General features: G+C 71.0%; 12 protein-coding genes and 2 pseudogenes. 12 read left to right on the top strand and 2 right to left on the bottom strand.

The genetic code is table 11. From position 1 onward, the window contains the following. Positions 1-40 precede the first annotated feature (40 nt). Both ACIQTO_RS34905 and ACIQTO_RS34900 read left to right on the top strand, forming a co-directional pair. The gene (locus ACIQTO_RS34905; protein WP_402396840.1) at positions 41-583 is read left to right on the top strand and encodes a SigE family RNA polymerase sigma factor; all 543 of its coding nucleotides are present in this window, start codon (positions 41-43) and stop codon (positions 581-583) included. 141 nt (positions 584-724) lie between these two features. Next, a complete protein-coding gene (locus ACIQTO_RS34900; RefSeq protein WP_402396837.1) occupies positions 725-1,957 on the top strand; it encodes a hypothetical protein in 1,233 nt (410 codons plus the stop codon). A gap of 85 nt (positions 1,958-2,042) precedes the next feature. Here ACIQTO_RS34900 and ACIQTO_RS34895 read toward each other — a convergent pair whose 3' ends face one another. After that, positions 2,043-3,452, bottom strand: a complete 1,410-nt coding sequence (locus ACIQTO_RS34895; protein WP_402396834.1) for an APC family permease — start codon at positions 3,450-3,452, stop codon at positions 2,043-2,045. Positions 3,453-3,944: 492 nt separating this feature from the next. After that, on the bottom strand, positions 3,945-7,892 hold the full coding sequence (gene eccCa, locus ACIQTO_RS34890) for a type VII secretion protein EccCa (protein WP_402396831.1): 3,948 nt from the start codon (positions 7,890-7,892) through the stop codon (positions 3,945-3,947). Positions 7,893-8,402: 510 nt separating this feature from the next. On the opposite strand from eccCa, the gene eccD reads away from it, so the two are divergent. From eccD to ACIQTO_RS34840, 10 genes and pseudogenes are all read left to right on the top strand, one after another. Next, on the top strand, positions 8,403-9,860 hold the full coding sequence (eccD, locus tag ACIQTO_RS34885) for a type VII secretion integral membrane protein EccD (protein ID WP_402396828.1): 1,458 nt from the start codon (positions 8,403-8,405) through the stop codon (positions 9,858-9,860). 163 nt (positions 9,861-10,023) lie between these two features. Next, positions 10,024-10,314 (top strand): 30S ribosomal protein S15, encoded by a 291-nt coding sequence (gene rpsO, locus ACIQTO_RS34880; protein WP_093860318.1) that lies wholly within the window; start codon positions 10,024-10,026, stop codon positions 10,312-10,314. 466 nt (positions 10,315-10,780) lie between these two features. Next, complete coding sequence (locus ACIQTO_RS34875) at positions 10,781-12,988, top strand: polyribonucleotide nucleotidyltransferase (protein ID WP_402396825.1); 2,208 nt, start codon at positions 10,781-10,783, stop codon at positions 12,986-12,988. Positions 12,989-13,071: 83 nt separating this feature from the next. Then, positions 13,072-14,448, top strand: coding sequence for a M16 family metallopeptidase (locus ACIQTO_RS34870; RefSeq protein WP_402396822.1), 1,377 nt, complete (start codon positions 13,072-13,074; stop codon positions 14,446-14,448). Positions 14,449-14,462: 14 nt separating this feature from the next. Beyond that, positions 14,463-15,230, top strand: a complete 768-nt coding sequence (gene dapB, locus ACIQTO_RS34865; RefSeq protein WP_402396820.1) for a 4-hydroxy-tetrahydrodipicolinate reductase — start codon at positions 14,463-14,465, stop codon at positions 15,228-15,230. A 7-nt stretch (positions 15,231-15,237) separates the two neighbouring features. After that, positions 15,238-15,699 carry a hypothetical protein gene (locus ACIQTO_RS34860; RefSeq protein ID WP_402396818.1) on the top strand — a complete coding sequence of 154 codons (462 nt, stop codon included), beginning with the start codon at positions 15,238-15,240 and terminating at the stop codon, positions 15,697-15,699. Further along, positions 15,696-16,883, top strand: a pseudogene (locus tag ACIQTO_RS34855) (FAD-dependent thymidylate synthase); the annotation flags it as partial. The gene ACIQTO_RS34860 and the pseudogene ACIQTO_RS34855, both read left to right, overlap by 4 nt. A gap of 3 nt (positions 16,884-16,886) precedes the next feature. Next, positions 16,887-17,336: pseudogene (gene thyX / locus ACIQTO_RS34850) on the top strand (FAD-dependent thymidylate synthase); the annotation flags it as partial. 215 nt (positions 17,337-17,551) lie between these two features. Continuing rightward, positions 17,552-18,451: a 4-hydroxy-tetrahydrodipicolinate synthase gene (gene dapA, locus ACIQTO_RS34845; RefSeq protein ID WP_402396815.1), complete on the top strand. Its 900-nt coding sequence runs from the start codon at positions 17,552-17,554 to the stop codon at positions 18,449-18,451. A gap of 171 nt (positions 18,452-18,622) precedes the next feature. Continuing rightward, a complete protein-coding gene (locus ACIQTO_RS34840) occupies positions 18,623-20,308 on the top strand; it encodes a ribonuclease J (protein WP_402396812.1) in 1,686 nt (561 codons plus the stop codon). Positions 20,309-20,618 lie beyond the last annotated feature (310 nt).

Below are 20,618 nucleotides of genomic sequence, written 5' to 3'. Positions count from 1 at the left end.
CCAAGAGGTGTCGACGGCAGCGAGCAGGGGGGCACGGGGGATGGGGCGGATCGGCGCCACACGTGAGACCAAGGACGGGGAGTTCCTGGAACTCGTGTCGAGCCGGACCGGTCAGCTGTACCGTTCCGCCTGCCTGTTGACCGGCGGCGACACCCATCAGGCCGAGGACCTCGTCCAGGAGGCCCTCAGCCGGATGTACGTGCTGTGGCGGCGCACCGCCTGGACCGGCGGCCGGCACCGGATCGACAACCCCGGCGCCTACGCCCACACCGTGATGGTGCGCGCCTTCCTCGCCCAGCGCCGCCGCCGTTCCAGCACCGAACGCCCCACCGGCGAGCTGCCCGAGCCGGAGGGCCGCGAGGCGGACCGCACGCTGCGGCTCACCCTGCTCGACGCGCTCGCCCGGCTGCCCGCCAAGGACCGGGCGGTGCTGGTGCTGCGCTACTGGGAGGACCGCAGCGTCGAGGAGACCGCCGACGTGCTGCGGGCCTCCTCGGGCGCGGTCCGCACCCGGACGACCCGTGCCCTGGGCCGGCTCCGGGCACTGCTGGGCGACTCGCTCGCCGAGCTGGCGGCCCACTGAACCGGCCCGCGCGCCGACCCCCCCGGCGTCCGCCGGGCCTGCCGTCCGTCGAGTCCCTTCCGTCCGCCGAGGCCGCCGCCCGCCGGGGTGGACCGGCCACGCCATCATCCGACCCGTGATCGAAAGAAGCGGTGATCACCCATGTCCGAGCAGGACAGGTTCGAAGACGATCTGCTGTACGCCCTCACCCGGACCGGCGAGGGCTTCCACGCCGAGCAGGCCCCGCTGGTGGCGGGCGGCCTGGACCGCGGCCGCCGCCGCTGGCGCCGTCGCTCGGCCGCCGCGGTGGTCGGCGGGGCGGCCGCGCTCGCCCTGGTGGGCACGGGCGCGGTCCACCTCTCCGGTTCCTCCCCGGCTCCCACCGCGCTCGTCGCGGCCGGCGCTCCGTCCGCCGGCGCGGGCGGCTCCGCCCCGGTGCCCTCGGCCTCCGCCTCGACGCCGGTGATCAGCGGGGACGAGGTGCTGGCCACCCTCCAGGCGCTGCTGCCCCAGGGCAGGAGCACCGACGGGAAGGGCCGGGGCACCGACGACGCGACCCTGCACGGCACCTTCGTCGGCGCGGACCTGGTCTACGACGACGGCCAGGGCAAGGCGCTGATCTCGCTCGGGGTCCAGAAGCACCGCAAGGGGCAGAGCCAGGAGCACACCTGCCCGGACCCCAAGCTGAACCGGATCGACTCCTGCACGGTCGCCACCCTGCCCGACGGCTCCCGGCTGTACCTCAGCCAGGGCTACGAGTACCCGGACCGTCGGGCCGACACCAAGGAGTGGCTGGCCGTCCTGACCGGCCCGGACGGTCGCGAGATCACCCTGAGCGAGTGGAACGCGCCGCAGGAGAAGGGCGCGCCCGACAGCCGCCCGAACCCGCCGCTCACCCTGGACCAGCTGAAGGCCGTCGTCACCGACAGGTCCTGGGACCGGATCGTCGCGGCGGTCCGGCTCGACGGGGTCGACTACGCGGCGCAGGACACCGGCCTGTCGCTGCAGGACCGCCAGGCGGTCCTGGCCGCGCTGCTGCCGGCCGGGGTGACCGTGACCAAGATCGACGGCAATGAGGTCTTCGCCGACGTCCAGCTGGCTCAGGGACAGCGCGCCGGATCGCTGGTCCTGCGGGTGCAGAAGCTGGTGCGGGAGCCGGGTGACCGGACGACGGAGCAGCTGTTCGAGGGTGCGACGGTGCTGCCCGACGGGGGAAGGCTCAAGCTCTACGGACCGGGGGCGCCCACGGCCGATGCGAAGGGGCAGCTGGTGGCGGACGTCCTCCGGGGCGATCTGCGGATCATGGTCGCCCAGGGCCCGACCGGCAAGCCGCTGCTCACCCTCGACCAGCTGAAGGCGATCGCCACCAGCGCGGAGTGGAAGACCAAGAAGTAGCCGCACGCGACGCGGCAGTGCCCCGGACCGGGTGGTCCGGGGCACTGCCGCGTGGGGGAGGGGTGGGGGTCCGGGCGGGCCGTGTTCAGGCCCGCTGGTCCTCGGGGAGGGTGATCACCCAGCGGGTCTCCTGCCGGGGGCGCAGGTAGAACAGCCAGTAGAGGGTGGCGACGGCGGTGATGCCGCCGGTCCACAGCAGGGGCACGGTGTCCAACTGCGTGATGATGTAGACCAGGACGGCGATCAGGATCACCGGGACGGCCGGCCAGAGCGGCATCCGCCAGGCGGCGGCGTGCTTGTGGTGGTCGCGGCGCGACAGCAGCGCGGCGACCGCGACCAGCAGGTACATCCCGGTGACGGCGACGCCGGTGATCTCGCTCAGCAGCTCGCCCTTGACGAAGCAGAGCGCGGCGCCCGGCAGGCCGACGGCCAGGGTGGCCACCCACGGCGAGCCGAACCGGCCCAGGGTGGAGAAGGCCTTGTTGACCGGCTCGGGCCAGGCCTTGTCGCGGGCCGAGGCGAACAGCACCCGGGAGTTCTGGATGACCATGACGATGCCGGCGTTGATGATCGCCAGCGCCACGCAGAGGCTGATGAAGGTACCGACGGCGGAGTTGCTCCACGAGGTGACCAGGCCGGAGATGTCGCCGGAGGTCAGGGTCGCCAGGTCGGGTGCGCCCATGGTGATGGCGGTGACCGGGATCAGGATGACCGCGGCGGAGATGCCGAGGGTCCACAGCACGGTGCGGGAGACGTTGCGGCGCGGGTTCTCCAGCTCCTCGGAGAGGTAGACCGCGGTGGAGAAGCCCTGGGTGATGAAGAGGGCGATGCCGAGCGCGCCGACGATGGCGCCGATGCTCACCGTGGTGGTGGCGCCGTTGTCACCGGCGACCACCCCGTGCAGCAGGCTGGGCGCGTCGCCGTTGGCGTGGGCGAAGCCGAGCACCGAGACGACACCGGCGGCGATGACCTCCAGGACCAGGAAGACACCGGTGATCCAGGCGTTGGCCCGCAGGTCCAGCAGGCCGGCCAGGGTGGCGGCCAGCATCACCGCGGCGCCGGCGATCGGCTTGTCGACGTGCAGCACCGGGGCGAGGTAGTCGGCGGTGCCGAGGGCGATCACCGAGGGGACGATCAGCACCACGATCAGCGAGAGCACGAAGACCAGCCAGCCGGCCAGCCGTCCGGCCAGGGTGCCGACCATGGCGTACTCGCCACCGGCGCTGGGGATCAGGGTGCCGAGTTCGGAGTAGCAGAAGGCGACCGCGATGCAGAGCACCGAGCCGATCGCGATGGCCAGCGCGGTGGCGCTGCCGATGCTGGAGAACAGCTCCGGGACGATCACGAACAGCGTGGAGGCCGGGGTGACGCAGGACAGCGTGAGCAGGGTCCCGCCCACGACGCCGATCGAACGCTTGAGCGTCTGGGGGGAGGCGGCGCCCTGGTCCGCCGTAGTGGGGGCTACGGCGAGTGGCGGGCGAAGCGTGTCGGTCATGTGGCTTCCGATCGGCTCTGTGCGGTCCTGGAGAGGGAGCGGTATCGCCTCCGCTGGCTTGCTGCTGTGGGGTTCTGGTCCTTCGCTCCCGGGCCGCCATGGAACCTTGGCCGTATTGATTGCGTCAATGGCCGAAATGCTTCGGAATCCGTTGCGAGGATCGGCATAAACATGCGATCTGATGATCACGCACGGTCATTATCACGTATGTCCGACTTGTTACCTTCGCCACATGGCGCTTGAATCCAAGGTGAACGAAGCATTACGTGCTCTCAATCCAAGGCCTTTGACCAGCGCGGTGCTATGTCACCCAGGCGGGCTCCCGAGGCCCGCCATGGCTCGCGCGGGGTGCGGGAACCGCAGCCCCGAGCCGGAAAGATCTCCATAACGTTTCAGCACCTGGACGCGCAAGGGGTCGGGTTCCACGGGAACCCGACCCCTTCGATCACTTACGGTGACAACCGCCCGCGGCGGTCGCCCGGGCCGCGCCGGCTACGCCGACGGCAGCCAGCCCGTCTGCACCATCTGCCCGCTGGTGATCCGGCGCGAGACGAACACACCCCGGCCCGGCGGCAGCGGCTGCGGCTTGACCGTGCCCAGCAGCGCGCCCTCGTCCTTGTTGCCGGAGAGGATCACGCCCTGGCCGCCCAGCTCCCGCATCCGCTGCATCACCGGCTCGTAGAGCGAACGGCCGGCGCCGCCGGCGCTGCGCGCGATGATCACGCGCAGGCCGATGTCCCGGGCGAACGGCAGGAACTCGGCCAGCGGCGCCAGCGGATTGCCCGAACCGGTCGCCACCAGCTCGTAGTCGTCCACGATCACGAACATGTCCTTGCCGCTGTACCAGCTGCGGTTGCGCAGCTGCTCGGCGGTCACGTCCGGACCGGGCAGGCGGCGCGAGCACGCCCCGCGGAGCATCTCCACGATGCTCGTCATGGCGGGCTGCGCGGCCGCGTACTCGACCAGGTACTCCTGCGGCACCGCGCCGAGCAGCGCGCGCCGGTAGTCGCCGACCACGATGCCGGCCTGGTCCGGGGTGTACCGCTCGGTGATCTGCTTGATCAGCATCCGCAGCGTCGCCGACTTACCGGACTCGGTGTCGCCGAAGACGATGAACAGCGGGTCCGTCTCGAAGTTGACGAACGCCGGCGCCAGCTCGACCTCGTCCACGCCGAAGGCCACACCGCGCTCCGGGTACTCGAAGCCCTTCGGCAGCGAGTTGCCGTCCAGCACCGCCGGAAGCATCCGGACCTGCGGTGCGCGCGGGCCCGTCCAGGCCGCGTTGACGGCCGCGACCAGCGCGGTCACGCCGTCCTGCAGGTCCTCCACCGAGGACGAGCCGTCCAGCCGGGGCAGACCGGAGAGGAAGTGCAGCTTGCCGGAGGTGACGCCGCGCCCCGGCAGGGCCGGCACGTTCTGCGCCACCCGGCGGTCCACCTCGGACTCCATCGCGTCACCGAGCTTGAGCTCGGTCCGGTTCTGCAGCAGGTCCTTCAGCGCCGGGCGGACCTCCGCGTAGCGGGCCGCCGTGATGATCAGGTGGACGCCGTACCCGAGACCGCGCTGGGCGATGTCCCCGATCACCGGCTCCAGCATCTCGAACTCCTGCTTGAAGGTGTTCCAACCGTCGATCATCAGGAAGACGTCGCCGAACTGCTCGTCCGGCAGCTGACCGCTGGCCCGCCGGGCCCGGTAGGTGACGATCGAGTCGATCCCGGACGCGCGGAACAGCTCCTCGCGCCGGTTCAGCACCCCGTGCACCTCGCTGATCATCCGGCGCACCTTCTCGGCGTCCAGCCGGCCGGCCACCCCGCCGACGTGCGGCAGGTCCTGCAGCGACTGGAAGCCGCCGCCGCCGAAGTCCAGCAGGTAGAACTGCGCCTCCAACGGCGTGTGGGTGAGCGCGAACCCGGCCACCGTGGTGCGCACCATCGTCGACTTGCCGGACCGCGGGCCACCCACGATCAGACCGTGACCGGCCGCACCCGCGTAGTCCTGGTGCAGCACGTCACGGCGCTGCTCGCGCGGCCGGTCCACGATGCCGACCGGCACGTTCAGCCGGCCCAGCGCGCCGAACCCGGGCGAGGTCAGACCCCGCTCCGCGGTCGCCTGCAGCGGAGGCAGCAACTGGTCCACGCTCGGCGCCTCGTCCAGCGGCGGCAGCCACACCTGGTGCGCGGCCGGGCCCTGCCCCGCCATCCGCTGCACGAAGACGTCCAGCACGGTGTCGACCAGGGCGTCGTCCTGCTCCTCGATCTCCGGCTCCACCTCCTGCACCAGCGGTTCCAGCACCGGCACCTCGGCCGCGGTGAACAGCACCGGCTGCGCCGTCATCAGCCGCCCGCCGGTCGACCGCTGCTGCCCCGGCGCCCGGTAGGGCCCCGAGACGTACGCGGCCTTGAACCGGTCCATCACGTCGGTGCCGAACTTCAGGTAGCCGACACCCGGCACCGGCGGCAGGTGGTACGCGTCCGGCACGCCGATCGCCGCCCGCGACTCGGCCGCCGAGAAGGTGCGCAGACCGATCCGGTAGGACAGGTAGGTGTCCAGACCGCGCAGCTTGCCCTCCTCCAGCCGCTGCGAGGCCAGCAGCAGGTGGACACCCAGCGAACGGCCGATCCGGCCGATCTGGATGAACATGTCGATGAAGTCCGGCTTCGCGGTGAGCAGCTCGGAGAACTCGTCGATGATCAGCACCAGCGAGGGCAGCGGATCCAGCGCCGCGCCCGCCGCGCGGGCCCGCTCGTACTCGTTCAGGTTGGCGTAGTTGCCGGCCGAGCGCAGCAGCTCCTGGCGGCGGTTCATCTCGCCCTCGATCGCGTCGCGCATGCGGTCGACCAGGGTGAGCTCGCCCTCCAGGTTGGTGATCACCGCCGAGGTGTGCGGCATGTCCGCCATCCCGGCGAAGGTCGCGCCGCCCTTGAAGTCCGCGAGCACGAAGTTCAGCGTCTCCGAGGAGTGCGTCATCGCCAGGCCCAGCACCAGGGTGCGCAGCAGCTCCGACTTGCCGGAGCCGGTCGCGCCGACACAGAGGCCGTGCGGGCCCATGCCTTCGAGCGCGGCCTCCTTGATGTCCAGGTAGACGTGCTCGCCGCCGGCCCCGACGCCGATCGGCACCCGCAGCTTCTCGTGCTGCGCCCGGGTCCGCCAGCTGCGCGTCACGTCGAACGAGCCCGGGTCGCCCGAGTTCATCAGGTCGGTGAAGTCCAGGTTGGACAGCAGCGGTTCGTCGTCGCCGCCGGCCGAGATCCGGTACGGCGCCAGCTGCCGGGCCAGCGCCTCGGACTGCCAGGTGGAGAGCGTGTCCGGGGTGCCGGAGTATGTCGCGCCCGAGGCGGAGCGCAGCACCAGCTCGTCCGGCGTCACCGTGACGATCAGGTGTCCGGTCGGCTCGTCCAGGTCGCCCGGGACCACCTCGACGATGGTCACCCCGTGGACGCCCTCCGCGCCGGCCAGCAGCGAGTCGTGCGGGACGGACGCGCCGTCCATCACGACGATGATGTGCGGCTGGTCCGAGGACGGCGCCGCGTCGCGCACGAAGCGCTGGCGGCCCGCCAGTTCGTCCTGGAGCAGGTGCTCCAGCTCACCGAGGCCGGTCGCGATCAGCCGGCGCGAACCCGCGCCGTCGCTGTCCTTGCGGTGCTGGTTGTGCGGGAGCCACTTGGTCCACTCCCACTCCTCCACCGCGCCCGGCGCCGCGGCCACCGTCACCAGCAGGTCGTCCGGCGAGTGCAGCGTCGTCAACTGGGCGATCATCGCCCGGACGTTGCCGTACACGGTGTCCGGGTCGCCGCACACCGTGATGTGGTAGAAGGCGCGCAGCGAGACCGCCAACGGCAGGTCCTGGAGAGTGCCGTGGGCCTTCAGGAAGGTGTGCATGGCCGCCGCGGAGAGCGGTTCCAGCTCCTCCATCGGCGCCGTCTGCGGCGCCACCAGCGGTGTCGACAGCTGGACCGGCCCCCGGCCGACCCGGATCTGGGCGAAGTCCGCGTCCGCGGTGCGGCGTTCCCAGAGCCGGCGGCCGTCCGCGACGATCGACCAGAGCTGGTCCGGCTCGGGGTTCAGGAACAGCTGCGCGCCGCGCTGGCGCTCCGCCGTCCGGCGCACCTGACGGCGCATCTGCTGCAGGTACTTGAGGTAGTCGCGCCGCTCGTCGGCGGTGGCGGTGGAGCCGCCCTTGCGCGCCCTCATGATCTGCGCCAGGGCCATGCCGACCGTCGAGACGATCATCAGACCGCCCATGATCTTCATGGGGGCCTGCGCGCCGGGCGAGAAGAAGAACACCGCCGAGCCGCCCATGCCGAGCATCGGCAGGATGCTCATCACCCAGTCCTCGCCGCCCGACCTGGGCAGTTCGGGCGGGGTGACCAGCTCCACCGGCTCGTCCGGCACCGCCGGGGGATAGGCCCGTGCGGGGCGCTTGACCGTGATCACGCTCATGCGCACCCCACCCCGCGGTTTCGAACGGTCTGATCGTTCACTTCGGCATCAGCCCTCACGCAACTGGATACGTACGGGTGAGGGCGCCCCGTGTGACGCCGCCCCCGCTCCGCCGACCGCAGGCACCCGGGGAGGAGCGCGGCCCCTGCCCCCGTCGGCTTGCGCAGGGGCCGATCCTACTGGGGCCCGTTCCGGCGGATCAGCCAGGGCGCCCCGGTGCCGGCCGCCGCCCCGCCGGCCGCCGTCCCACCGGCCCCTGCACGGTGGCGGGCCGGAACGGAACGGGTAGGGTAACGCCGCGCCAACTCATGGCCGGATCGAGTCAGTTCCAGCCCGGCCGGCACGCGCCAGCAGCCAGCACGACCGCCGCCGGTAGAGCGGCACCGTCAACAAGGGGGAGCGCCCAGTGCGTCGAGCGATCGAGGGGTGCGCAGTGAGCGAGCGAAGCGAGCCACTCGTCAGGGAAGCGCGCACCGCGCGGCACGCGTCGAGCGTCGGCGAGGTGCGGGCATGAGCGCCTCCGCCACGACCGGCTTCTGCCGGGTCACCGTCGTCGCGCCGGACAGCCGGATCGACGTCGCCCTGCCCGAGGACGTCCCGCTCGCCGACGTCTACCCCGAGGTGCTGCGGCTCTCCGGGCAGACCCAGCCCGACGGCGCCCCGACCGGCTTCCACCTGGTCCGCCGGGACGGCACCGTGCTCGACAGCGGCCTGCCGCTCGCCGCGCAGCAGGTCCGCGACGGCGACCTGCTCAGCCTGCGCCCCTTCGCCGAGTCGCTGCCGCCGGCCGTCTACGACGACGTCGCCGACGCCATCGCCACCGCCGTCGAGGCCGACCGCCGTTTCTGGAGCCCCGAGTTGATGCGGGCCTTCGGTCTGATCGGCGCCGGCGTGCTGCTCACCCTGCTCGGCTTCGCACTCTGGTTCTCCGACCTGCGCCACGACATGCACGGCCTGCCGGGCGTGCTGTCCGGCGTCATCGCGATCGTGCTCACCGCCCTGGCCGGCGTCCGGGCCCGGGTGTACCAGGACGCCTGGGCGGCGCTCGCGCTCGGCCTCGGCGCACTGCCGCACGCGCTGATCGGCGGCAGCGGCGTCATCGCGGTCGCCCACCGCTGGGAGGGGCCGGGCCGGCTCCAGTTCCTCACCGGCTGCGTCGCCGTCCTGGTGGTGGCCGTCCTGCTGGTCGGCCTGCTGCCGGAGAAGGACTCGCTGTTCGTCGCGGCCGCCTTCCTGGCCACCGCCGGCGCCCTCGCCACCTTCGCCGCCGTCCTGCTGCCCGCGACCCCGGCCAACCACATCGCCGCCGTCACCGGCGTCGCCGCCGTCGCCGTGATCGGCTTCCTGCCGAGCCTCTCCGCCCGCTTCGCCCGTCTCCCCGTCGGCTTCAGCGCCCCCGGCCAGACCCGGACCCGCAGCCGCGACTACGACGAGGAGGCCGGCCGCGCCGAGGCCGTCCAGTACGAGCGCATCGCCCACCAGGCCCGCCGCGGCCACGAGGTGCTGGTCGGCCTGGTCGGCGGCTGCGCCGCGGTGATCGTCGGCGCCTGCGCCGTCCTCGGCTTCACCGACGAGCTCTTCCCGGAGCTGCTCGCCCTCACCCTGGGCATCGCCACCATGCTGCGCGCCCGGCTGTTCCGCTACACCGCGCAGGTCTTCAGCCTCACCATCGCCGGCCTGCTCGGCCTGTCGCTGCTGATCGTCGGCCTCTCGCTGCACACCCCGCTGTTCATCCTGAAGGCCGCCAGCTCCACCGAGGTGGACCTGCGCACGATCTGGCTGGCCACCTCGATCGCCTTCGGCGCCGCGGTGCTCACCGCGATCGCCCTGGTGGTGCCCCGGCTCGGCGTCTCGCCGTTCTGGGGGCGCATCCTGGACCTGGTCGACAGCCTCACCCTGATCGCCCTCGTCCCGCTGGCGCTGGGCGTCCTGGAGGTCTACGGCCTGGTCCGCGGCGCGACCGGCTGACCGGTCGCGCCGGGGGCACTGGTACGCTTGCCCTTCGAGTGCAGCAGGGTGTCCGCCCCACGCGGGTCGCAGACCGCCGGCCGCACTCAGTCACGACACCGAGTTCTCACAGAGTCCTGTGCCGTAGACCAGGCCCACTCGGTATCACCCCGAAGGAGTTGCAGTGGCACTCGCCTCTGACATCAAGAAGCAGATCATCGCCGAGTTCGGCCAGAAGGAGGGCGACACCGGCTCCCCCGAGGTGCAGGTGGCCATGCTCTCCCGCCGTATCTCGGACCTGACCGAGCACCTGAAGGCCCACAAGCACGACCACCACTCGCGTCGTGGCCTGCTGATCCTGGTCGGCCAGCGTCGCCGCCTTCTCCAGTACCTGGCCAAGAAGGACATCGAGCGCTTCCGTACGCTCGTCGACCGCCTGGGCATCCGCCGCGGTGCCGCCGGCGGCGCCCGCTAAGACCGCCGCTCGGGGCGGCTCCCCACACCGGGGAGCCGCCCCTCGCGCGTATGCCGCGGGCGACGACCCATGGCGCCCCGGCCATCACGACCGCGTATAACAACTCGCGCGCACCTCCCCTGGTGGCCGAGGATTGCACCGTAGGGTTGTGGGCATGCCGGGTGATGGCGCGACACCGCGCCACCCGGGCGACAGACCCCGACCCCCGCGGGACGAAGGCTTCAAACGGAAGCCGCCCGCATCCGAGAGAGCGTCCAGACGCGGACCACCCGCCCCGGCCCGGCAGCCGAGAGGCGCCGGTCCTCGGTAGTGGCCGCCGGAAGCCCCGCAGACCGAGCGGGGCCCACCGGAGGCTTCGATCGAAGACCGGCCCGACTGCCTTCCTCTGCGAAAGAGGGCCCAGGGCCACCGGCAGCAATGCGCGGGGGCGCTCTCCCGGAGACGTACGAAAGAGGAGATCTTCCAGGTGGAAGAGAACGTGTTCTACGCCGAGGCCGTTATCGACAACGGTTCCTTCGGCACCCGTACCATCCGCTTCGAGACCGGCCGTCTGGCCCGTCAGGCCGCCGGCTCCGCCGTGGCCTACCTGGACGACGACACCATGGTGCTGTCGGCCACGAGCGCCTCCAAGCAGCCGAAGGAGCACTTCGACTTCTTCCCGCTGACCGTGGACGTCGAGGAGCGGATGTACGCCGCGGGCCGCATCCCCGGCTCGTTCTTCCGTCGTGAGGGCCGGCCCTCCGAGGACGCGATCCTCACCTGCCGCCTGATCGACCGGCCGCTGCGCCCGTCCTTCGTCAAGGGCCTGCGCAACGAGATCCAGGTCGTCTGCACGATCATGGCGCTCAACCCCGACCACCTGTACGACGTGGTGGCCATCAACGCCGCCTCCGCGTCCACCCAGCTGGCCGGCCTGCCGTTCTCCGGCCCGATCGGCGGCGTCCGCGTCGCGCTGATCAAGGGTCAGTGGGTCGCGTTCCCGACCCACAGCGAGCTGGAGGACGCCGTCTTCGACATGGTCGTCGCCGGCCGCACGCTGCCCGACGGCGATGTCGCGATCATGATGGTCGAGGCCGAGGCCACCACCAAGACCATCAAGCTGGTCGAGGACGGCGCCGAGGCGCCGACCGAGGACGTCGTGGCCGCCGGCCTCGAGGCCTCGAAGCCGTTCATCAAGGCGCTCTGCGCCGCGCAGTCGCAGCTGGCCGCCCAGGCCGCCAAGCCGACCGCCGAGTTCCCGATCTTCCTGGACTACCAGGACGACGTGCTGGCCGCCCTGACCGACGCGGTCAAGGGCGAGCTGTCGCAGGCGCTGACCATCGCCGGCAAGCAGGAGCGCAACGCCGAGCTGGACCGCGTCAAGGCGATCGCCGCCGAGAAGCTCCTGCCGGAGTTCGAGGGCCGCGAGAAGGAGATCAGCGCCGCGTACAACGCGCTGACCAAGAAGGTCGTGCGCGAGCGCGTCATCAAGGACAAGGTCCGCATCGACGGCCGCGGTGTCACCGACATCCGCACCCTGGCCGCCGAGGTCGAGGCCATCCCGCGCGTCCACGGCTCGGCCCTGTTCGAGCGCGGCGAGACCCAGATCCTGGGTGTCACCACGCTGAACATGCTGCGCATGGAGCAGCAGCTCGACACGCTCTCCCCGGAGACGCGTCGCCGCTACATGCACAACTACAACTTCCCGCCGTACTCGGTCGGCGAGACCGGCCGCGTGGGCTCGCCCAAGCGCCGCGAGATCGGCCACGGCGCGCTGGCCGAGCGGGCGATCCTGCCCGTGCTGCCGACCCGCGAGGAGTTCCCCTACGCGATCCGCCAGGTCTCCGAGGCGCTGAGCTCCAACGGCTCCACCTCGATGGGCTCGGTCTGCGCCTCGACCATGTCGCTGCTGAACGCCGGTGTGCCGCTGAAGGCCGCCGTCGCCGGTATCGCGATGGGCCTGATCTCGCAGGAGATCGACGGCGAGACGCACTACGTCGCGCTGACCGACATCCTGGGCGCCGAGGACGCGTTCGGCGACATGGACTTCAAGGTCGCCGGTACCCGCAACTTCATCACCGCGCTGCAGCTGGACACCAAGCTGAACGGCATCCCGGCCTCCGTGCTGGCCGCCGCGCTGAAGCAGGCCAAGGACGCCCGCCTGCACATCCTCGACGTGATGAACGAGGCCATCGACGCGCCCGACGAGATGTCGCCGAACGCGCCGCGCATCATCACCATCAAGATCCCGGTGGACAAGATCGGTGAGGTCATCGGCCCCAAGGGCAAGATGATCAACCAGATCCAGGAGGACACCGGCGCGGACATCACCATCGAGGACGACGGCACCATCTACATCGGTGCGATCGACGGTCCCTCGGCGGAGGCTGCCCGTACGACGATCAACCAGATCGCCAACCCGACCATGCCGGAGGTCGGCGAGCGCTACCTGGGCACCGTGGTGAAGACCACGACGTTCGGCGCGTTCATCTCGCTCATGCCGGGCAAGGACGGCCTGCTGCACATCTCGCAGATCCGCAAGCTCGCCGGTGGCAAGCGCGTGGAGAACGTCGAGGACGTGCTCGGCGTCGGCGCCAAGGTCCAGGTCGAGATCGCCGAGATCGACCCGCGCGGCAAGCTCTCGCTGATCCCGGTCGTCGAGGGCGAAGAGGGCGGCGAGGACGCTTCCGAGTGAAGCGCCGCTAGCCCGCCGGTTCGATAGAAGCGGCCGCGGCCCGCACGCCCCGTCGGCGTGCGGGCCGCACCCTGTTGTTGCACATGCTCTCTACGGAGGTACACCCCGTGGCCCAGGCCTCGGCGGCGAAGCAGCGCCCCGGCACCACCCGGACCCTGCTCAAGGGCGTGGACGGCGCCGGCACGGTGCGCCGCACCGTCCTCCCCGGCGGCCTGCGGGTCGTCACCGAAACCCTGCCGACGGTGCGCTCCGCGACCTTCGGCATCTGGGTCGGCGTCGGCTCGCGGGACGAGACCCCGCAGCTCAACGGAGCCACCCACTACCTGGAGCACCTGCTCTTCAAGGGCACCGAGCGGCGCAGCGCGCTGGACATCTCGGCGGCCCTGGACGCGGTCGGCGGCGAGATGAACGCCTTCACCGCGAAGGAGAACACCTGCTACTACGCCAGGGTGCTCGACACCGACCTGCCGCTCGCCATCGACGTGGTCTGCGACATGCTCACCGGCTCGCTGATCCGCCCGGAGGACGTCGAGGCCGAGCGCGGCGTCATCCTGGAGGAGATGGCGATGGCCGAGGACGACCCGGGCGACGTGGTGCACGACCTCTTCGCCAAGGTGATCTTCGGCAGCGGCCCGCTCGGGCGCCCGATCCTCGGTACGCAGGAGACCGTGAACGGCCTCACCCGCGACCAGATCGCCGGGTTCTTCCACCGCCGCTACAAGCCCGAGCACCTGGTCGTCGCCGCGGCCGGCAACCTGGACCACCGCAAGGTGGTCCGCCAGGTCGAGCGGGCCTTCGCACCGCTGCTGGCGCGCTCCACCGCCGAGCCCGCCGCGGCCCGGCGCGGCGTCAAGACGCTGCGCACGGCCGGCAGGGTCGAGGTGCTCAACCGCTCCACCGAGCAGGCCCACCTGGTGCTCGGCGTGCCCGGCGTGCCGCGCCACGACGAGCGCCGCTGGGCGATGGGCGTGCTGAACGCGGCGCTCGGCGGCGGGATGAGCTCGCGGCTGTTCCAGGAGGTCCGGGAGAAGCGCGGTCTGGCGTACTCGGTCTACTCGTACTCCTCGTCCTACGCGGACAGCGGCCTGTTCGGCATCTACGCCGGCTGCCAGCCCAAGCGCGTCGAGGAGGTGCTGCGGATCTGCCGCGAGGAGCTCGCCAAGGTGGTCGCCGACGGCATCACCGAGGAGGAGCTGCGGCGGGCGATCGGCCAGATCTCCGGCTCCACCGTGCTCGGCATGGAGGACACCGGCTCCCTGATGAACCGGATCGGCAAGGCCGAGCTGAGCTACGGCCACCACCTGTCGGTGGACGACATGCTGGCGAAGATCGCGGCCGTGACCCTGGACGACGTCCACGCGGTGGCCCGTGATGTGCTGGGCGCGTACCGGCCCTCGCTCGCGCTGATCGGCCCGATCAACGACAAGCGGGCCGCCCGGCTCGCCGACCTGCTGGTCTGAAGGGACTTCTCGCTATGACGCTGCGTGTCGCCGTGATCGGCGCCAAGGGCCGGATCGGCTCCGAGGCGGTCAAGGCCGTCGAGGCCGCCCCCGACCTGGAGCTGGTCGCCACGCTGGGCCGGGACTCGGACCTGGAGGAGCTCACCGCGGCCGGTGTGCAGGTCGCCGTCGAGCTCACGCATCCGGACTCCGTGATGCGCAACCTCGACTTCTGCGTCCACAGCGGCATCCACGTGGTCACCGGGACCACCGGCTGGGACAACGTGCGGCTGGGCGAGCTGGAGCACTGGCTGTACCCGGCCGAGGCCACCGGCCGGCCGCCGCTGCCCGTCGGCGTCCTGATCGCGCCGAACTTCTCCATCGGCGCCGTGCTCGGCATGAAGTTCGCCCAGACCGCCGCGAAGTACTTCGAGTCGGTCGAGGTCGTCGAGCTGCACCACGACCGCAAGGCCGACGCGCCGAGCGGCACGGCCACCCGCACCGCCCAGCTGATCGCCGCCGCCCGCGCCGAGGCCGGCCGGCCGCCCCAGCAGGACCCGACCACGCACAGCCTGCCCGGCGCGCGCGGCGCGGACGTGGACGGGGTGCCGGTGCACGCCGTCCGGCTCCGCGGGCTGCTCGCCCACCAGCAGGTGATGTTCGGCGACACGGGTGAGACCCTCACCATCCGGCACGACTCGCTGCACCACAGCAGCTTCATGCCGGGCATCCTGTTGGGGGTGCGCAAGGTCGTGGACAACCCCGGGCTGACCCTGGGCCTCGAACACTTCCTGGACCTGTGAGCCGAGGATGACCTCCCGTACCGGCTTCTTCGTCCTCTCCGGCGTGCTGCTGCTGGTGGCCCTGGTCTGCGTGGGCGAGGGCGTCCAGCTGATCGCCACCGGCAAGCCGCTCGGCATCGGCCTGGGCCTGTGCGCTTTCGTCGTCCCGCCGATCGGGGTCTGGTTCCTGCGCCAGACCGTCCGCTTCGGCCGGGCCAGCGAACGGCTCGCCCGTGAGCTGGAGGCCGAGGGCGGCCTGCCGGTGGACGAGTTGAAGCGCACCGCCGGTGGGCGGATCGACCGGGACTCGGCCGACGCGGTGTTCGCGCGCCGCAAGGGCGAGGCGGAGGCGTCGCCCGGCGACTGGCGGGTCTTCTTCCGCCTCGCGGTGGCGTACGCCGACGCCGGCGACACCCCGCGCGCCCGTAAGACCATGCAGCACGCGATCCGGCTGCACAGCACCACCGAACCCGCGAGGAGTACCGCGTGACCGACGAACCTCTGGCCCCCCAGTTCCGCAGCGATGTCACGGTGGAGCTGGTCCGCAGCGCCGCCGCCGACTCGGACGTCATCTGGGCGGCCCGGGTCTCGACGGCCGGGGAGCAGTCCCTGGAGGCGTTGCAGCAGGACCCGGAGAAGTCCACCGGCCTGATCAACTACCTGATGCGGGACCGGCACGGCACGCCGTTCGAGCACAACTCGATGACCTTCTTCATCAGCGCGCCGATCTTCGTCTTCCGGGAGTTCCACCGCCACCGCAGCGGCTGGTGCCTGGCGGGCGACACGGAGATCACGCTGCAGGGCAAGGACGGCTCGCTCAAGCGACGGACGATCGCCGAGCTCTACCACCAGTGGCATGTCGGGGTCGAGGACCGGATGCCGGCCGTGAAGGGCGGCGTGACCTGGCACAAGAAGTCCGAGAAGTGGCGGGCCCAGGTCAAGTTCAAGGGCGAGACCCATCACCTTGGCCTGCACGAGACCCGTGAAGCCGCCGACGCGGCCGTCCTGGCGTTCCGGGAGCAGAACCCCGGCAAGCGAACCCGGAAGCTGGAGTCGGTCCGGCGCAACCACGTGCGGTGCTTCGACGAGCGCACCCTGCTCGCCGGCCGAGCGCCGATCGTCGATGTCATGGAATCCGGTGTCAAGCAGCTCATCAGGCTCACCACGGCGAGCGGCAAGCAGCTTCGCTGCAGCAAGGACCACGCGATCCTCACTCCGGACGGCTGGCGCAAGGCGGGTGAGCTGGTGGTCGGTGACTCGGTGATGACCGGTGGCACCGCCGCACGGCCGTCCGAGGCCCTGGTGCCGCCGAGCCTTCGCCGGGGGATCGGGGTCTGGACCTCGATGCACCGTAACCGGCTCATCGACGAGCTGGACATCTGCTACCTGTGCTCCCGCAGCTTCCCCCGCGAGGCGCTGGAGCTCGACCACGTCGTCCCGGTGGCGCTCGACCTCGGCAAGGCCCTGGACGAGAGCAACCTCGCCCCCGCCTGCGAGGACTGCCACGGAGCGAAGAGCGCCGATGAGCAGGCCCTGGCCAGGCGCGGGGGCAAGGTGGCCCTGGCCAAGGCCGACTTGGTGGTCGGGATCGCCGAAGGCGGCGAGGAGATGACGTACGACCTGGCCGTCGAGGGCCCCTGGCACAACTTCCTCGCCGACGGCATCGTCGTCCACAACTCCTACAACGAGGAGTCCGGCCGCTACCGCGAGCTGCAGCCGGTCTTCTACGTGCCCGGGGAGGAGCGCAAGCTCGTCCAGCAGGGCCGTCCGGGGCGCTACGAGTTCGTCGACGGGACTCCGGAGCAGCACGAGACCGTCACCGGGGCGATGGAGGCGGCGTACCGCGAGGCGTACGACCGCTACCAGGAGATGCTGGCGGCCGGCGTCGCCCGCGAGGTGGCCCGGGCGGTCCTGCCGGTCGGCCTGTTCTCCTCGATGTACGCCACCTGCAACGCCCGCTCGCTGATGCACTTCCTGTCGCTGCGGACCAAGAAGGAGAACGCGGCCGTGCCGTCGTTCCCGCAGCGCGAGATCGAGATGGTCGCCGAGCGGATGGAGGAGCAGTGGGCCCGGCTCATGCCGCTCACCCATGCGGCCTTCGAGAAGCACGGCCGGGTCGCCCCCTGACCTGGGGCGACGGGCATATGGGCGGCTTGCCTGGCATGTCTGGATTGCGGCTTTTCTAGCCGCTCCCTACGCTCATGACACGGATTCCGGTGCTGCGTGAACCCCCGAGCACGCAGCACCGGAATCCCATCGTCGTGCCGCTCCGCGCGTCACACCTGTCCGAACCCTGGACCGGCCTGGGTACCGCCCCACCGCCTACGAGTAGTTTTGGACGCATGGCTCCGACCTCCACCCCCCAGACGCCGTTCGGCCGGGTCCTGACCGCGATGGTGACCCCGTTCACCGCTGACGGCGGGCTCGACCTCGACGGCGCCCAGCGCCTCGCCGCACATCTCGTCGACGCAGGCAATGACGGCCTCGTCCTCAACGGCACCACCGGTGAGTCCCCGACCACCAGCGACGCCGAGAAGGCCCGGCTCGTCCGCGCCGTCGTGGACGCGGTGGGGGACCGCGCCCACGTGGTGGCCGGCGTCGGCACCAACGACACCCACCACAGCGCCGACCTCGCCCGCCAGGCCGAGGCGGCCGGGGCACACGGCCTGCTGGTCGTCACGCCGTACTACAGCAAGCCCCCGCAGGAGGGCCTGTACCGGCACACCACCCACATCGCGGACGCCACCGGCCTGCCGGTCATGCTGTACGACATCCCCGGCCGCAGCGGTGTCGCGCTGAGCCACGAGACGCTGGTCCGGCTCGGCGAGCACCCGCGGATCGTCGCCAACAAGGACGCAAAGGGCGACCTCGGCGCCGCCGCGTGGGCCATCGCCCGCTCCGACCTGGCCTGGTACTCCGGCGACGACGTCCTCAACCTGCCCCTGCTCTCCGTCGGCGCCGCCGGTGTGGTCAGTGTGGTCGGGCACGTGGTCGCCGGTGAGCTCCGCGGCATGATCGAGGCCTTCCTGGGCGGAGATGTGGCCAAGGCCACGGCGATCCACCAGAGCCTGCTGCCGGTCTTCAGCGGTATGTTCCGCACGCAGGGTGTCATCCTCACCAAGGCGGCCCTGGAGCTGCAGGGCCTGCCGGCCGGACCGCTCCGGCTGCCGCTGGTCGGCGCGACTTCCGAGGAGATCGCGCAATTGAAGAAGGATCTCGCCGCCGGCGGGGTACACCTGTAACAGACAAGACGTGCGCGCCCCGGCTCGCCGGACCTCCCGCGAGGTCCGCCGCTGGACCGGAACGAAGGCGCGAGAGCACCGACCCAGTAGGAAACCGACACTGAGTACGCACGCCATATGTCTCCCGGGGGAGGACCCCAGGCATATGGCGTGCGTCGTGAGGAGAGTCTTTTGAGCCACCCGCATCCCGAACTCGGCGCGCCCCCGGCCCTCAAGGAGGGCGCCCTGCGCATCACTCCGCTCGGCGGCCTCGGCGAGATCGGCCGCAACATGACGGTCCTCGAATTCGGGGACCGCATGCTCATCATCGACTGCGGCGTCCTCTTCCCCGAGGACGAGCAGCCCGGCGTCGACCTGATCCTCCCGGACTTCAGTTACATCCGGGACCGGCTCGACAAGATCGACGGCATCGTGCTGACCCACGGGCACGAGGACCACATCGGTGCCGTCCCGTACCTGCTCCGGGAGAACCCGGACATCCCGCTGATCGGCTCGAAGCTCACCCTCGCGCTGATCGAGGCCAAGCTTGCCGAGCACCGGATCCGCCCGTACGTGCTGGAGGTGAAGGAGGGCGACCGCGAGCGGATCGGCCCCTTCGACTGCCAGTTCATCGCCGTCAACCACTCCATCCCGGACGCGCTGGCCGTCGCCGTGCGCACGTCCGCGGGCATGGTGGTCGCCACCGGCGACTTCAAGATGGACCAGCTGCCGCTCGACGGCCGCCTCACCGACCTCCCGGCCTTCGCGAAGCTGGCCGAGGAGGGCATGGACCTGCTGCTGGTGGACTCCACCAACGCCGAGGTCCCGGGCTTCATCCCGTCCGAGCGGGACATCTCGGCCGCGCTGCGCAACGTCTTCGCGAGCGCCGAGAAGCGCATCATCGTGGCCTCCTTCGCCAGCCACGTGCACCGGATCCAGCAGGTGCTGGACGCCGCGCACGAGCACAAGCGCAAGGTCGCCTTCGTCGGCCGCTCGATGGTCCGCAACATGGGCATCGCGCGCGACCTCGGGTACCTGAAGGTCCCCGGCAACCTGATCGTCGACGTCAAGCAGCTGGACGACCTGCCGGACAAGGACGTCGTGCTGATCTGTACCGGTTCGCAGGGCGAGCCGATGGCCGCGCTGTCCCGGATGGCCAATCGCGACCACCAGATCCGCATCGTCGAGGGCGACACCGTCGTCCTCGCCTCCTCGCTGATCCCCGGCAACGAGACCGCCATCTACCGGGTGATCAACGGCCTGACCCGCTGGGGCGCCAAGGTCGTGCACAAGGGCAACGCCAAGGTGCACGTCTCCGGTCACGCGTCGGCCGGCGAGCTGCTCTACTTCTTCAACATCTGCAAGCCGCGCAACCTGATGCCGGTCCACGGCGAATGGCGCCACCTGCGGGCAGCCGCGGATCTGGGCATCGCGACCGGTGTGCCGAAGCACCGCACGGTCATCGCGGAGGACGGCGTCTGCGTCGACCTGGAGAACGGCGTCGCCCGGGTCGTCGGCAAGGTGCAGGCCGGCTACGTGTACGTCGACGGCTCGTCCGTGGGCGACATCACCGAGGCCTCGCTGAAGGACCGCCGGATCCTCGGCGAGGAGGGCTTCATCTCGGTCTTCGTGGTGGTCGACTCCACCAACGGGAAGATCGTGGGCAGTCCGACCCTTCAGGCCCGCGGTTCCGGCATCGACGACAAGGCCTTCGTCCCGGTGGCCGCCAAGCTCCAGGAAGCCCTGGACCGCTCGGCGAGTGACGGCGTCCTGGAGATTCGCCAGGTCCAGCAGCTCGTCCGCCGGACCATCGGCAAGTGGGTGGCGGACAACTACCGCCGCCGTCCGATGATCCTGCCGGTCGTCGTCGAGGTCTGATCCTCCGCGCGACCACCCCGTCGTCCGGTTTGACGTGGGGCGACCCGGTGCGTAATGTTCTCCGGGTTGCCCCACGGGACGGCCTGCAGGAAGTTCTCGAACGAAATTCGAGCGCGGAGTGCGGAAAACGGCCCGAAAAACTCTGCTAGAGTTCGGGAGCGCCGAAAGGCGAAAGCAAATCGGATAAACGAAGCTCCGGTAAACGGTGCGGAAAGCATCTGGTAGGCTGGAAACACGAAAGAACGAAGCGCCCGGAGGGCCCGCTGGAAGGCGGTCCGAAGGAAGTGTCCGTTCCTTGAGAACTCAACAG

It is taken from the genome of Kitasatospora sp. NPDC091207 (assembly GCF_044768625.1).
Classification (GTDB): domain Bacteria; phylum Actinomycetota; class Actinomycetes; order Streptomycetales; family Streptomycetaceae; genus Kitasatospora.
The sequence above is the reverse complement of the archived record's forward strand: the minus strand, read 5'-3'. Positions and strand labels throughout refer to the sequence as shown.

What these genes read in the sequence shown, in the direction of transcription:
- eccCa (WP_402396831.1), bottom strand. Translation starts at nt 7,892, where the DNA reads ATGAGCGTGATCACGGTCAAGCGCCCCGCACGGGCCTATCCCCCGGCG.
- ACIQTO_RS34905 (WP_402396840.1), top strand. Translation starts at nt 41, where the DNA reads ATGGGGCGGATCGGCGCCACACGTGAGACCAAGGACGGGGAGTTCCTG.
- ACIQTO_RS34860 (WP_402396818.1), top strand. Translation starts at nt 15,238, where the DNA reads ATGACCTCCCGTACCGGCTTCTTCGTCCTCTCCGGCGTGCTGCTGCTG.
- eccD (WP_402396828.1), top strand. Translation starts at nt 8,403, where the DNA reads ATGAGCGCCTCCGCCACGACCGGCTTCTGCCGGGTCACCGTCGTCGCG.
- ACIQTO_RS34895 (WP_402396834.1), bottom strand. Translation starts at nt 3,452, where the DNA reads ATGACCGACACGCTTCGCCCGCCACTCGCCGTAGCCCCCACTACGGCG.
- dapB (WP_402396820.1), top strand. Translation starts at nt 14,463, where the DNA reads ATGACGCTGCGTGTCGCCGTGATCGGCGCCAAGGGCCGGATCGGCTCC.
- dapA (WP_402396815.1), top strand. Translation starts at nt 17,552, where the DNA reads ATGGCTCCGACCTCCACCCCCCAGACGCCGTTCGGCCGGGTCCTGACC.
- ACIQTO_RS34870 (WP_402396822.1), top strand. Translation starts at nt 13,072, where the DNA reads ATGCTCTCTACGGAGGTACACCCCGTGGCCCAGGCCTCGGCGGCGAAG.
- ACIQTO_RS34900 (WP_402396837.1), top strand. Translation starts at nt 725, where the DNA reads ATGTCCGAGCAGGACAGGTTCGAAGACGATCTGCTGTACGCCCTCACC.